Origin of the sequence: Pseudoxanthomonas gei (assembly GCF_010119615.1) — a bacterium.
Lineage (GTDB): Bacteria > Pseudomonadota > Gammaproteobacteria > Xanthomonadales > Xanthomonadaceae > Pseudoxanthomonas_A > Pseudoxanthomonas_A gei.
Map to the genome: position 1 here is coordinate 211,350 of NZ_QOVG01000005.1, position 12,287 is coordinate 223,636.

The 12,287-nt window shown below is 57.2% G+C and carries 13 protein-coding genes; 8 read left to right on the plus strand and 5 right to left on the minus strand.

All coding sequences use genetic code 11. The features are described from left to right. Positions 1-99 precede the first annotated feature (99 nt). The 8 genes from DT603_RS09270 (at position 100) to DT603_RS09305 (ending at position 7,359) form a co-directional block, all read left to right on the plus strand. Positions 100-501 (plus strand): hypothetical protein, encoded by a 402-nt coding sequence (locus tag DT603_RS09270; protein WP_162349593.1) that lies wholly within the window; start codon positions 100-102, stop codon positions 499-501. Positions 502-549: 48 nt separating this feature from the next. After that, positions 550-1,935, plus strand: coding sequence for a peptidoglycan-binding protein (locus DT603_RS09275; RefSeq protein WP_162349594.1), 1,386 nt, complete (start codon positions 550-552; stop codon positions 1,933-1,935). Between the two features lie 259 nt (positions 1,936-2,194). Further along, positions 2,195-2,407 carry a type II toxin-antitoxin system HicB family antitoxin gene (locus DT603_RS09280; RefSeq protein ID WP_162349595.1) on the plus strand — a complete coding sequence of 71 codons (213 nt, stop codon included), beginning with the start codon at positions 2,195-2,197 and terminating at the stop codon, positions 2,405-2,407. A 285-nt stretch (positions 2,408-2,692) separates the two neighbouring features. After that, positions 2,693-3,760, plus strand: a complete 1,068-nt coding sequence (locus tag DT603_RS09285) for an alpha/beta fold hydrolase (protein ID WP_162349596.1) — start codon at positions 2,693-2,695, stop codon at positions 3,758-3,760. 16 nt (positions 3,761-3,776) lie between these two features. Continuing rightward, positions 3,777-3,995 carry a hypothetical protein gene (locus DT603_RS09290; protein WP_162349597.1) on the plus strand — a complete coding sequence of 73 codons (219 nt, stop codon included), beginning with the start codon at positions 3,777-3,779 and terminating at the stop codon, positions 3,993-3,995. A gap of 84 nt (positions 3,996-4,079) precedes the next feature. Beyond that, positions 4,080-5,285 carry a DUF262 domain-containing protein gene (locus tag DT603_RS09295; protein ID WP_162349598.1) on the plus strand — a complete coding sequence of 402 codons (1,206 nt, stop codon included), beginning with the start codon at positions 4,080-4,082 and terminating at the stop codon, positions 5,283-5,285. Further along, complete coding sequence (locus tag DT603_RS09300; RefSeq protein ID WP_162349599.1) at positions 5,278-6,411, plus strand: AAA family ATPase; 1,134 nt, start codon at positions 5,278-5,280, stop codon at positions 6,409-6,411. Before DT603_RS09295 ends, DT603_RS09300 begins: the two co-directional genes overlap by 8 nt. A 438-nt stretch (positions 6,412-6,849) precedes the next feature. After that, positions 6,850-7,359: a hypothetical protein gene (locus tag DT603_RS09305; RefSeq protein ID WP_162349600.1), complete on the plus strand. Its 510-nt coding sequence runs from the start codon at positions 6,850-6,852 to the stop codon at positions 7,357-7,359. Between the two features lie 240 nt (positions 7,360-7,599). Here DT603_RS09305 and DT603_RS09310 read toward each other — a convergent pair whose 3' ends face one another. The 5 genes from DT603_RS09310 to DT603_RS09330 form a co-directional block, all read right to left on the minus strand. Next, positions 7,600-8,076, minus strand: a complete 477-nt coding sequence (locus DT603_RS09310) for a hypothetical protein (RefSeq protein ID WP_162349601.1) — start codon at positions 8,074-8,076, stop codon at positions 7,600-7,602. Between the two features lie 9 nt (positions 8,077-8,085). Next, positions 8,086-9,492 (minus strand): MvaI/BcnI family restriction endonuclease, encoded by a 1,407-nt coding sequence (locus DT603_RS09315; RefSeq protein ID WP_162349602.1) that lies wholly within the window; start codon positions 9,490-9,492, stop codon positions 8,086-8,088. Between the two features lie 74 nt (positions 9,493-9,566). Continuing rightward, positions 9,567-10,019, minus strand: a complete 453-nt coding sequence (locus tag DT603_RS09320; RefSeq protein ID WP_162349603.1) for a very short patch repair endonuclease — start codon at positions 10,017-10,019, stop codon at positions 9,567-9,569. Continuing rightward, the gene (gene dcm, locus DT603_RS09325; protein WP_162349604.1) at positions 10,019-11,263 is read right to left on the minus strand and encodes a DNA (cytosine-5-)-methyltransferase; all 1,245 of its coding nucleotides are present in this window, start codon (positions 11,261-11,263) and stop codon (positions 10,019-10,021) included. The genes DT603_RS09320 and dcm overlap by 1 nt, the downstream gene beginning before the upstream one ends. A gap of 246 nt (positions 11,264-11,509) precedes the next feature. Beyond that, the gene (locus tag DT603_RS09330) at positions 11,510-12,220 is read right to left on the minus strand and encodes a PIN domain-containing protein (RefSeq protein ID WP_162349605.1); all 711 of its coding nucleotides are present in this window, start codon (positions 12,218-12,220) and stop codon (positions 11,510-11,512) included. Positions 12,221-12,287: the final 67 nt, after the last annotated feature.

The following is a 12,287-nucleotide window of genomic DNA, read 5'->3' on the forward strand; positions in this document are numbered from 1 at the left end:
GCCCTTTCTTTTGGAGCGGACCGGTAGGAAACTCCAGCTCACAAGGCTGCGGTTGTTCAAGCATCGGTAGGAAGCCAAGCAAGAAAGGAAGGTATCTGTATGGGTTATGGATCACGCACCGCATTTTTCATGCTTGTTGCAGGAGTGCTGTCGATTGGCTGCCTGCCCGCCCACAGCAAGCAGCCAGGAGTGAGTTATCCAAGACAGCTCCTTGGAATCTGGCAAGGCGGGGGCAGCACGTGCCGCTTGCCTGGCAATCTGGATAGCGATAGCAGGATGGAAATCACGCCAACCAAGCTTGTCGATTACGAGCAGTGGAACGAACCTTTGGTTGTTCTGCAAATTTCAAAGAAGCCGCAAGCATGGAAAGTTAAGTCCCGCCTGCATATCGACGAACAAGCTTATGACCAGTACGAGATCTACGTGCTCAGTGGAACCGACAAGGCAACACTGACGGTCATAGATCAAAGTCGCTCCGCGACTTATGCTCGATGCAGGTAATTCACACGGAATGGAATCGTGTGTTTTCAACGAATGGAGATCGTAGAAATGACGAACGAAAGAACAGGCGAAGGTGACCTTCCCCGGCTTCCCCCTTACCGTCTTACCCAGGCGGGCGCAAACATAAATATCCCGGTTCCTGATTTTGAAGGGTTGGTTACTCACCATCCCGGCGACAATCGCGGAGCGCACCTAGCAAACGGGGTGGTTGTTGGCGGGCAGGTAGACAGGTCTCAGGCGCTTGTCGGTGGGGAAGTGCAGGAAATTGAGGCCAGGACGCCAGGCAACTCGTTCGGCCTGGCGCCAGATCAAGTGCTGCTGAAGAAGGATTTCATCCTGGAAGATTCGCGCATTTCGCAGGGCCGGCCCGGAGCGCGCCACGTGGATGTGCCTTCCCCTTTGACTGGATACATCGGCTTCCGGGACGATGCGAGAGGTCGGATCGACATACTTGATAGGGAAGGTGGCGAGGTAATTGCCAGGGTTCGCCACATGCGTCCAATCGGTGTCAGTGTCGGTGACACGGTTCAGTATGGACAGTCCCTTGGTACGCAAAGCGATCAGGCCACTGAGCGGATCCACGTTCACATGGAGGTCGACACCCGCTACTACCAGCATTACGAAAATTACGTGGCTGACCTGGTCAGTGGTCGGCTCTCCATCGATCCGGATCGGCGCACAGCTGGCATCGAAGCCCGGCCGGTGGTGGACGACGGCGTGATCCGCATCGGCGAATCGGCAGGTATCGTGCGGACTGTGCAGCAGCGACTCAACGAAGAGGGCTTTCGTGGCGCCGACAATCGTCCGCTGCAAGTGGACGGGGTCTATCGCCTTTCCATGCAGGCGGCGGTGATCAACTACCAGCAGGCGCGGGGTCTGCCGCAGACCGGGGATATCGATCCGGTCACGCTGCAGGAGATCGCGCCGCGCATCTATCCTCCCGCCGTGAACGACGCGCATCGCCCCAACGGCAACGACCCGCCGCTACCGCCCTACATGGACCGCTACGGATCGGTGCCATCCGCCGATCCTGGGTCGCGCACGGTTGATGATCCCCTGGTGCCACAGGCCGAGCGCGCGGTCCGCCAGTTGGAGCAAAGCCTGGGCCGCCCCTACACCGACCAGAGCGCCTGCATGGCGGCCAGTGTGGCCTGCGTCGCCAGGGCCAACGGCCTGTCGCGGATCGACCACGTGCTGCTCAGCGAGGCACGCGGTGGGATGGGTCAGGGCGAAAGCCTGTTTGTATTGCAAGGCAATCCGGGTGATCCGGCGCATCACCGGGTGATGACCAGGACGCAGGAAGCGATCAGCACGCCGGTCGAACAGTCGATGGTGCAGCTGCAGGTGTTGAACGAGGCCCAGCGGCGGGAACCCTTGCCGCAGACGATGGATGGGCCAGTGAGAGAGCCTGGTCCACAGATGCGGATGATGTGACGACTTCGCTGCCGTAACGGAATACGCCGGCCGGCCGGTGGCTGCGGGCGGCGAACCCATCGCAAGGAATGCGATCCCATGCCACCGTAGGCCCTGTAGGTTGGGTCGAGCATAGCGACACCCATCGCTCTTCCTGTCCGAAGCGACAGAGCCTCAAGCCGATACATCTGTTTCCCAAAGCCCGTGGACGTCATGGCGTCACGCGTGATGGGTGTCGCTATGCTCGACCCATCCTACGGGCCCTGAAGAGGTGACCGTCATGCGCTACGCCATCGTCATCGAGCAAGCAGGCAACGGCTACTCCGCCTATGTGCCGGACCTGCCGGGCTGCATCGCCACGGCGGCAACCAAGGCCGAGGTGGAACACCTGATCCATGACGCCATCAAGCTGCACCTGGCGGGCTTGCGCGAAGATGGCGCCGCGGTGCCGCCGCCGTCCAGCCAGGTGCAATACATCGAGGTCGCCGCGTGAAGGGCCCGGCCATCGCCGCCACCGATGACGTGCGTGCCTATGCCGACCAGATCCGCGCCTTCATGCCGGGCCATTACACGGTGTGACCAAGACCCTGGTGCAGAAATACAGAAAGGCGACGAAATCCGTCGCCTTTTATTGATCGGATGTGGGCGATGATTTGCGACCGAAGGCCGGGTCAGCTTTACCAACCCAGCCTGCCAACCGCATGGTGGGCGTCGAGCCACCTGGGCTAAGCTTCGCGCTCGCGCCGCATCGCCGCGCCCGTCACCCACAGGACTGTCCATGCCCCGTTCGCACCTGCTTTGCGCCGCCTTGCTGCTGGCGCTGCTGCCAGCCGTCGCCACTGCCCGCAGCGTGGCCGCGCCGAAGACGGTCGCGCCCGGGTGCGCTTCGCCGACGCAGAAGGTGGACGAAAAAGGCTTCGTGCAGATCGGCGGCATCGAGCAGTGGGTCACCGTCAAAGGCGACCGCTGCGGCAGCCCCGTCATCCTGTTTCTCAGCGGTGGCCCGGGCAATCCGCTCAGCCCGCTGTCCGACAGCATGTACGGCGCCTGGGCGCGCGACTTCGTGCTGGTGCAATGGGACCAGCGCGGCGCCGGCATGACCTACGGCCGCAGCCCGCCGGCCGAGGATTCCATGCTGTCCCTCCAGCAGATGAGCGATGACGGCGCCGAGCTGGCCGCCTACCTGGCGCAGCGCTTCGGCCAGCGCAAGGTGATCCTGTGGGGCAGTTCCTGGGGCTCGATCCTGGGCGTGCACCTGGCCAAGGCGCATCCGGAACTGTTCCATGCCTACCTGGGCACTTCGCAGCTGGTCGATTTCCGCGAGAACCAGGCGGTCAGCTACCGCAAGCTGCTGGGCCTGGCGCGCGCGGCCGGCGACACGGCGGCCCTTGAGGTGCTGGACGGGGTGGGCGCGCCGCCGTGGACCGATCCGCGCAGCTTCGGCAAGGTGCGCCGGGTGATCCGCCGCTACGAAGCCAAGGTCAGCACGCCGCCGCCGGCCTCCTGGCAGCCGGCCGCCGAATACACCACGGCCAAGGCGTTGGCCGACTACGAGGCGGGCGAGGAATATTCCTTCCTCAGTTTCGTCGGCCTGCACGGCGACGGCATGGCCTCGCAGGTCGATCTGCCCAAGCTGGGCACGGAGTTCGAAATCCCCATGTTCTTCGTCGAAGGCGCGCAGGACCTGCTGGCCACGCCCGACGTGGCGCAGCGCTATTACGAAAGCCTGAAGGCGCCGCAGAAAGGCCTGGTCCTGCTTGAGCACGCCGGCCATGATCCGAACCAGGACGTCATCGATGCCGAATACAAGCTGCTGAAGGAGCGCATCCTGCCGCTGGTGCGGTGAGGGAACCGGCCGCGGGATGTCGGTCCATACGGGTCGGGTGGCAGTGGCCGGCAAACCGGGCGATGATGTGGCGCGCGCCAACCGGCGCCGGCTCTTCGAGGTTGACCGCTACTACATCGCGCATGCGGCCGTTGCGGCGCTGGCGGCGGATGGCAAGATGACCGGGAAGGATGTGGCCAGGGCGATCAAGCAGTACAAGATCGATGTGGAGAAGGTTAATCCGGTTGGGGTTTGAGGACGTGCGTGTGAGATCGAGTTGCCAAACAATGATCTATCCCAAGCAACATCTCGCCCAAAGAAATTCGCGGAGCGACACAGAATGCAAGTAACTGGCGCAGGCCCAGAAATCGAGAATGACGACGCTCAAGACGAAGCGAATGCTTTGGCAGACGAAGAAGGACTCGAGGTAGAAGTCGATCGGAATGAAGAGATTGAGGTTCCGTTCGACCCCACTAAGATCGATATCATCGTTAAGCCTATGAGTCTGAGCGCTCTTCAAGATCGACTGGAAAACCGCGAGCTAGATCTGACGCCAGACTTTCAGCGCCAAGCAAATCTGTGGAACGCAAAGAGAAAAGCGCGGTTGATTGAGTCGGTGCTGTTGCGTATTCCTTTGCCATCTTTCTACTTCAGCGAAGATGCTGAAGGGGTTTACTCCGTCGTTGATGGCCTGCAACGGCTTTGCGCAATCTTTCACTTCCAGAATGTGGAGCTGCTTAAGAGCGCAACAGGTGCATGGCTGACTCCACTTAAGCTCGAAGGTCTTCAATATCTGAAAGAGATGGAGGGGCAGTCCTTTGCCGATATCGACAGAAAGTTTCAGCGTCGGATATCAGAGCTGGAGATCACGGCAAACATCATCCGGGCGAACACGCCACCGGCAGTGAAATTCAATGTATTTGCGCGCTTGAATCAGGGTGGAATGCCTTTAAACGCCCAAGAGATCAGGAATGCAATTTTCCCCGGCGAGTGGAGGAATCAGCTGCGTGCACTAGCTGAAAGCAGGGATTTCTTAAAGGTCACCGAAAACAAGATAAGGACGGAGAGGCAACAGGACACTGAGCTCGTTTTACGTTTCATCGCGCTTTGGCAGCTGCGCCCTCCATTTGCTAGGCCATCCAATCAAACGCTTGATGAGTTTCTCAACCACGTAGTCCAAGAAAGCTTGTTGCGATGGACTGAGAAACAATGGTCAGAGGCTGCTTATACCTTCAAAAGATCTCTCCATGCAGCCGCAGCAGTTTTTGGAAGGCACGCATTCCGCAAGAGTTACGGGCACTACTACCGAAAGCCGATAAATCGCGGACTCTTTGAGGCACAGCTACTTGTGCTTTCTGAAATGAAGGACGCGACAGTCACCGTTCTCCAAGACCGAAAGGACCTCGTGTCCTCTGCCTTTGAGGCTGCAATGACGGAAGATTCAGATTTTACGAGAGCTCTTTCATACGCGACGGGATCCGCTGAGGCTTCAGCCGTTCGGATATCAACTTTGCGTTCGCTCCTGTTAGGTATCCTCGATGATTGAGAAAATAGAGTTAAGCAACTTCAAGTCAGCTAGATGCGTATCAATAAGGATCGCAGCTTTAACTGTCCTTGCAGGGCTGAATGGATCGGGAAAGAGCACGACTCTGCAGGCGCTTGCTTTGCTAAAGCAGAGTCTTGATTTATCTAAAGAAGGCGATGTGCTCGCACTCAGAGGGCCGCTTGTAAACATGGGCCGGGTTGAAGATGTCCTTTTCGAGGGCGCGCAAGACGACACCCTTAAGATCGGTGTCGTCACATCGGAGGGAGCTTTCTCTCTCGCGGGGGCGGCAACCGCACGATCGGACACTCTCACCACAGTCAAGACTGGTGATATTGCCGCAACTTCTGGGATGTTTTCTGGCTTTCAGTTTATCCAAGCGGATCGATTGACCCCAGCTACTCAGTACGCGCAGGCGAGCACTCCCGAGCGTGCAGCGGGATGGCTTGGAGTAAGAGGAGAGTATACGGTCGACTTTCTTGAGCAGAACGCAGATACAAAAGTATCGCCAAGACGTTTTTGCCCAAAAAATCGGGGAGATCTTCCCGAGGCGTTGTATGAGCAGGTAGCCCCCACAGACTCTCTACTTGATCAAACTGCCGGTTGGATGCAGCAGCTCAGTCCAGGTGTTCGATTGAGGCCTGCAGTTGTGGAGCTAGCTGATGCCACATCGCTTCGTTTTGAATATACAGGAACCGGCGTTGACTCCGGAAGTCGTCAACATCGGCCTGGTAACGTGGGCTTTGGGTTGACCTACTGCCTTCCAATCGTCGTTGCGTGCTTGGCAGCACCTCCGGGGAGCCTGTTGCTACTTGAGAACCCGGAGGCGCACTTACATCCCAGAGGGCAGTTTGCGCTAGGCCTGTTGCTTGCTTCTTGTGCTTCTGACGAAGTCCAAATACTTGTTGAGACGCACAGCGACCATGTTCTTAATGGGATTCGAGTTGCGGCGAAGAGCAGTGTGATCGACCCTGAGAACGTGGTGGTGCACTTCTTTCGGCGGGATATCGAGTCCGGCGAGTCGACGGTGTTCTCTCCTGAGTTGCTGGACAATGGCCGTTTTAGCGAATGGCCGGAAGGATTCTTCGATGAGTGGAGCAAGGCGCTCGAAGAGCTACTGGAAGATTGAATGATGCCAGCGCCGGTATTATTCCTAGAGCAACACTCAGGGTACGAGGATGAGGTTGAGCATGCAGAAGCCCTCTTGGCGGCTAGACAGCTCATTAAGACCGTCCGTTTAGCGAGAAAGGCTAACCGACAGCTCGCCTTGAATGTGGCCGTACCGCTTCGAGATTGCCAAGTTTCCGTCAATTGGACTATCTCCCGTGTCTTGCACGGCCAGAGATACAGTGAAGAGTGGGACTACCTGCGACTGATAGCAGATAGGTCTCCCTTGTCGGCAGGTTTCGAGGCAGCACTGCGTGAGTCGGTTGATCGAGATGCTCGCACCCGCAGTGGAGCTTCTTCGTTAGCCCTAACTTATGCATGGGTGCTTCAAACCGGGACGGCGAGTTTCAATGGCCATCCAGACTGGCGCGACTCGTGGGTATCTGCAAGTTGTGAAGTCATGAGCGAGGATGGGGAGATAAACAGTAGCCGACAGGCTTTGAGGAACTTCAGCGCCGCTGATCATGTTGGCGAGCACGGGGAATGGCTTACTAATCTGGGGGTGGATGGAACCCCAAGCGGTCAAGTGCTCTGGCAGGAACGAGCGGATCGATTTCCGGGAATTAGATTCTTGCCACGTGTTCGAAAAGATATTCTGGATCTGTCTACTAGCGGAGCGCCATACAAAATGCTGGTAGACAGACTAAAAGAGCTCAGCGCCGACGTTATAAGGTGGAGAGAACTCGGCATCCTAGAGATGTCTGGCAAAACCGCGCGGGGAGAGCATGAGCAACGCAAGAAGTTCTGCTATGTGGAGGATGTCGAAGTCGGAGAGACACGGTGCTTTGATGCGCACGCATACTTTACAGGTGGGATACCTGGGCGCATCCACTTCTTCGTCGATACGGATCGGTACGAGCTCGTTGTAGCTTACGCAGGCTTCAAAATCGATCGCCATATAGGCGGCTAAGGCAGCTGTGTCGCCTACTGAGGCCCCGTAGGATGGGTTGAGCGCAGTGCCGTAGGCTGGGTTAGCTCCACGAGCCCAGCGCCTTTGACTTGATCCGATGCCGGGTTAATGACGCCAACCCAGCCTACGGTCCTAAGCTTGCTTGGAGCCTAGGTAAGAGAATATAGGTTCAAAAGGATGCACGTTTCGCCGAATAAGAACCGAACGTGGGGAACGACGTTCATAGCCAATCCGACTTCCTTAGTCTCTCAGCGCCGGCGCACTACTTGGATCAACGTCTATACAGTGGCTGTGGTCTTCTATGACGAGAAAGCTGTCAAAACCGTCACGGATGCCCTCAAACTCCGCAACGAAGTCCTGAATGTGAGCAGGCCACCTATCTTCAGCCCGGCTATGAGGGCCGGAGCGGACACGATAAAGATGTCCTGTGATGAAAGGGCCTTTGGACTCAAATAGTCTGCGTGGCACCCAAGGGCCAAAATCTGTAGGTAATCCAGGGATGTTTCCGCTCCTTGCTTCAACAAGGTGACCGGCGGGAAAAATGGCCGGATTCTTGATGTAAGGATCCAGACAGTAAACAGGTACTCCCCATTGGTTTTTCTTTATTTGAATGAGCACTTTGGCACGCCAGCTTTCACCATCAACGATTACATCCGGAAATGTATCCAAGATTTCTTGGCGTGCTTTCCAGCCATCAGTGTCCGTGTACTTGCTCATGAGGCATAACTACCAGCTTGCTTTTGAGATATCACAAGCATCAACGATGCGGCTTTTCTCATAAAGCGTAGGTAAATCCACGCTTGCAACTCGGAATTGGCTTCGCTTCTTCCATTTTGGCTTAGGCGTCGATTCCCCTTCAAGCTTGATACCGGGGTCATAGTAGACGCGCCCCTCATAAAACGCCTTCAGGAGAAGCCCGAACTCGGCGCCTTCGCCCAAAAGTATTTTGCGCCCGTAGCGATACTGGCGCGCCGGGATAAGAAGTTGTTGACAAGGTACATAGGCGGCTTGGGCATGCTTCTCTTTCCAGTGACTCATGAGCTTTGCAAATGACCATCCAGCCGCAACCGTATCAGTTGCGTCCATGAGCAGTATTGCGCCTGTTGAGAGATATTCTTTGGGCGCTGAAGGGTCGTAGCCATCCAAGATAAGTCGTAGGCCTGTCAAGTGATGGGCTGGCTGGCCACCTTTATGGATGCCGCCGAAGTTCAACCTGTCATCGCGGCCTCTTCGGTCAGGATAGCCAAAGCGACGGATGAAGGCTTCAATGCCATCTTCTGCGTATATCCCCGTCGTCGGTTCGGGAGTGAACAAGGTCACGACTGTTGAGGATGGATTGTCGACACTCTTTAACTGACGAGCTTTGATTTCCCAGCCCATGAAGTCGGGAAGTGAGTAACCATTTGAGCGAATACCAAGCAAAGCTTCCAGCGTGTTTCCATTGCAATTCGACGAGGTGCAAGGCACCAACGCGCCGCTGGGATCGAGCCTTCGTGAGGAGACGAAGCCCATGTCGTGAATTCGGCACAAGTGGCGCATCAGTTCAACGAAGCCATCTTCCACCTCCTCCTCTCCAGCCATAGGCAATATGCCGAATACTTCATAGCGTGCGTGGGGACCTGTCGCCAGGATTTCTTTGGTGGCGGGCGCTTCTGGCGGTAGTGTCAAGCCTATGACCTTCTTCTCATTGCCCAAGCCAAGCAAGAGAATGCGTCCAGGTTCAGTTCCTCGCTTCTCTTTTGCCCAGAAGGTTGAGGGGGCGTGCTTGCATCCTTTCAGGAAGCCAGAAAAGCGAACTTCGGGGTACTGCGGATAAAAAATCATCTTGGCGTGAGGGGCGGGCGCCAACTGGCCTTCATCAGTCAGCCAGTAAAAATCAAGCGCGGCCTGGAAGACGGCCTCGTGGCTGCCGCTCTTTTCAGACACCGAAAGATGCGCCGTCATTTCGCCGGTGGGAAGCTTGGAAAACTGGGAAGGGTCTTGGCCGCCGAGATAAACCTGATTTTTGCTATTGGCATTCTTGGGCAAGACTTTGTACAGAACTTCGGACACACCGTTGTTCTGCATCATTGCAAGCGCGCTTGCCAAGGTAATTTCCGACAACCACTGGTCGTCGTTCTCGCGTCCCGTCATCTTATTCCCCTCACTGTCTCCCGATTGTAGCTGCAAGGGCGACCGGGGTCAGGCGGATAGATAGAAGCTTGGGATCATCTCTCCACTGCGTAATCTTTCATGTCTCGCGACCGGATCCGATCTGCGAGTGCAATGATGACCTCGGCTCGTTGTTTCGTCGGGCGGGAACGAAGCTCACACTCCCAAACGGTTTCAACATTCCAGCCAGCTTCCTGCAACAGAGCTGTCTGTCGGCGATCCCGTTCGTAATTGGCGTCGATCTTTGCCTTCCAGAAGTCTGCCCGCGTCTTGGGCAGCCGGAACAGAGGGCACGAATGGCGGTGCCAGAAGCAGCCATGCACAAACACTGCTGTGCGGTACTTGGGCAGGACGATGTCAGGACGCCCGGGCAGTCCGGCCCCTCCCAGTCGATAGCGGAATCCCAGCGCATGCAAACCGTGCCGGACCTCCAGTTCGATCTTTGTATCTTTGCCCCGGATGCGGGACATCAGCGCGGAACGCCGTTCCGGGCTGATGATGTCGGCCATCAGGCCGCTTTGCGGGGTCGACGGGCAGGTGCAGTCTGATTCGCTTCCAAGTGCGGCGCCATCAGTTCTGCAACTGCTGCGATCACCGGGACTACAACCGAGTTACCGAACTGCTTGTAAGCACGGGTATCCGACACGGGGATGCGGAACGTATCTGAAAAGCCCATCAGGCGTGCGCACTCGCGCGGGGTCAGCCGACGCGGATTTTTGCTGGAACCCTGCGACACAAGGATTTCGGATCCGTCCTTGTAATAGCGCGCCGAAAGTGTGCGTGCCGTGTCCTTGCCGGTCACAAGGCCGAACCCGAACCCGTTGCCTTTCTCCCGGTGCTTGGCAGCGTAGTTCTGCAGGTATGCCCAGAGCTTGTCGGAGAGCGTGTATGCAGCGGAGACCTTGCGCTTCTTGCCTTCAAGGAAACTCCAGGTCTCCGGTTCGGATCCGTCCTGTGGGTGGAGGATGCTCGCCAGCTTTGGGCCGTCTGCGATATCGGGAAGTGCAAGCTTGTCCCAGCTGAATCCGACATCTTCCCTGAACCCGACAATGATGATCCGTTCGCGGTGTTGCGGAACGAAGTGCTTTCCGTTGATCACTTTCGTCGTAACGGTATAGCCGAGCTCATTGCGGAGCACATCGAGAATCGTGGACAGGGTGCGTCCCTTGTCGTGGCTCATCAGGTTTTTGACGTTCTCCAGAAGAAACGCCTTGGGCCGCTTCTCCGCGATGATCCGCGCGACGTCGAAAAACAGCGTGCCCTGTGTCTTGTCCGCGAATCCGTGCGGCCGACCTAACGCGTTCTTCTTTGAAACGCCGGCAATTGAGAACGGCTGACACGGGAACCCGGCCAGGAGGACATCGTGATCAGGTACATCCTTCTCATGCACCTGTGTGATATCGCCAGCGAAAACATGCTCCGGTCCGTCGTGGAAGTTCGCCGCGTAGGTCTTGCGGGCATACGAATCCCATTCGCTGGTAAACACACAGCGGCCACCTTGGCCTTCGAAGGCAAGCCGCATTCCGCCAATTCCGGCAAACAGATCGATGAAGCTAAAAGCGGCAGAGGGGGCATCCGTGTCGCTTCTCAAAGGCAGGAGACGCTGACGGATCGCATCATCGACATAGGGCGGCGGTTCACATTCCCGGGCATGCCAGCGGCGGATGGTCCTGGCATCCACCCCAAGGGCCATAGCGACCTCCCTGGTGGTGTAACGCTCCAAGGTGTAGTCGATAAGCGAATAGATATCCATATGGTCTCCGGGAAGCGTAGGGACATGATGTCCGTTTTTGTCCCGTGGGGGAAGGGGCGGAGTCAATGAAAGCGCACTCACGGCGCACCACGTGAGACGACTGCTGTGATCTGAGCCTTCGAAATGATTGGTCGGACTGCTTGTCTGCGCTCTCTGAAGCCATTTGCGCAGACTGGATCCAAGGCCCCGTAGGATGGGTCGAGCGTAGCGACACCCATCACTCTTTCTGTCAGAAGTCACAAAAACCTAAAGCGAATAACTCACCTTCGTTCCACTGATGACTATCTTCTTGCTGTCGGCAAGGCCTTGAATCACCGAAGCAAGCTGCTTGTCGTTCAACGCAGGCTTGAAGAAAGATTTGATCGTGGACTGCAAGGTTGCCGTGCGCGTCGGCTTGCTTGAGTTCATTCCCTTGAGGCGTTTCAATGCTTCTGTGACTCGCGATTCCGTGTTGGCTTCTGCAGCGGTCACCGCTGGCTTCGTATGGCTTGCAGGCATGATCGTGACAACGACGTTCTTGCTGGCAGCTTTCTTCGCCGGCACCGCCTTTTTTGCCGCAGCCGCAGGCGGCGTGGTGGCTACCGCTGTGCTTGGACTGGCCGCCACCGCAAGCTTATGCACGCGCTTGCAGACTATGTTGTGGGTTGCCAGGTGCCGGATCAGCGGGTCGAATCCGGTGTCCTTGGAAATGATGGTGAAGCTCGATCCTGGAAATTCCATCGCCCATCGCCCGATGTAATACGCGATATGGAAATCCAGAGCGTTCGGTCCGGTGCCGGAGATCCGCAGTAGGTCCGCGTCCGGACCGAACGGCAGCAAGGCCTTGACCAGCTCCACCGGCACGTTCGCCTGGTTCTGCCCAATGAAGACCCTGATGCGACAATCGCCCGGCTTGAATCCACCGGCATCGGTGAACTGCACGTTCTCGTAATCGCTGAGTACGAAGTGATGGCTCAAGCTGCTTCCCCAAGTGCTTGTGCGTCGAGTGTATCGACTGCATGCCGCCCCAAACCCCGCGTGCATG

Bases quoted from the DNA above. Each gene is read 5' to 3' on its own strand.
- DT603_RS09270 (WP_162349593.1), top strand. From the start codon at position 100: ATGGGTTATGGATCACGCACCGCATTTTTCATGCTTGTTGCAGGAGTG.
- DT603_RS09275 (WP_162349594.1), top strand. From the start codon at position 550: ATGACGAACGAAAGAACAGGCGAAGGTGACCTTCCCCGGCTTCCCCCT.
- DT603_RS09280 (WP_162349595.1), top strand. From the start codon at position 2,195: ATGCGCTACGCCATCGTCATCGAGCAAGCAGGCAACGGCTACTCCGCC.
- DT603_RS09285 (WP_162349596.1), top strand. From the start codon at position 2,693: ATGCCCCGTTCGCACCTGCTTTGCGCCGCCTTGCTGCTGGCGCTGCTG.
- DT603_RS09290 (WP_162349597.1), top strand. From the start codon at position 3,777: ATGTCGGTCCATACGGGTCGGGTGGCAGTGGCCGGCAAACCGGGCGAT.
- DT603_RS09295 (WP_162349598.1), top strand. From the start codon at position 4,080: ATGCAAGTAACTGGCGCAGGCCCAGAAATCGAGAATGACGACGCTCAA.
- DT603_RS09300 (WP_162349599.1), top strand. From the start codon at position 5,278: ATGATTGAGAAAATAGAGTTAAGCAACTTCAAGTCAGCTAGATGCGTA.
- DT603_RS09305 (WP_162349600.1), top strand. From the start codon at position 6,850: ATGAGCGAGGATGGGGAGATAAACAGTAGCCGACAGGCTTTGAGGAAC.
- DT603_RS09310 (WP_162349601.1), bottom strand. From the start codon at position 8,076: ATGAGCAAGTACACGGACACTGATGGCTGGAAAGCACGCCAAGAAATC.
- DT603_RS09315 (WP_162349602.1), bottom strand. From the start codon at position 9,492: ATGACGGGACGCGAGAACGACGACCAGTGGTTGTCGGAAATTACCTTG.
- DT603_RS09320 (WP_162349603.1), bottom strand. From the start codon at position 10,019: ATGGCCGACATCATCAGCCCGGAACGGCGTTCCGCGCTGATGTCCCGC.
- dcm (WP_162349604.1), bottom strand. From the start codon at position 11,263: ATGGATATCTATTCGCTTATCGACTACACCTTGGAGCGTTACACCACC.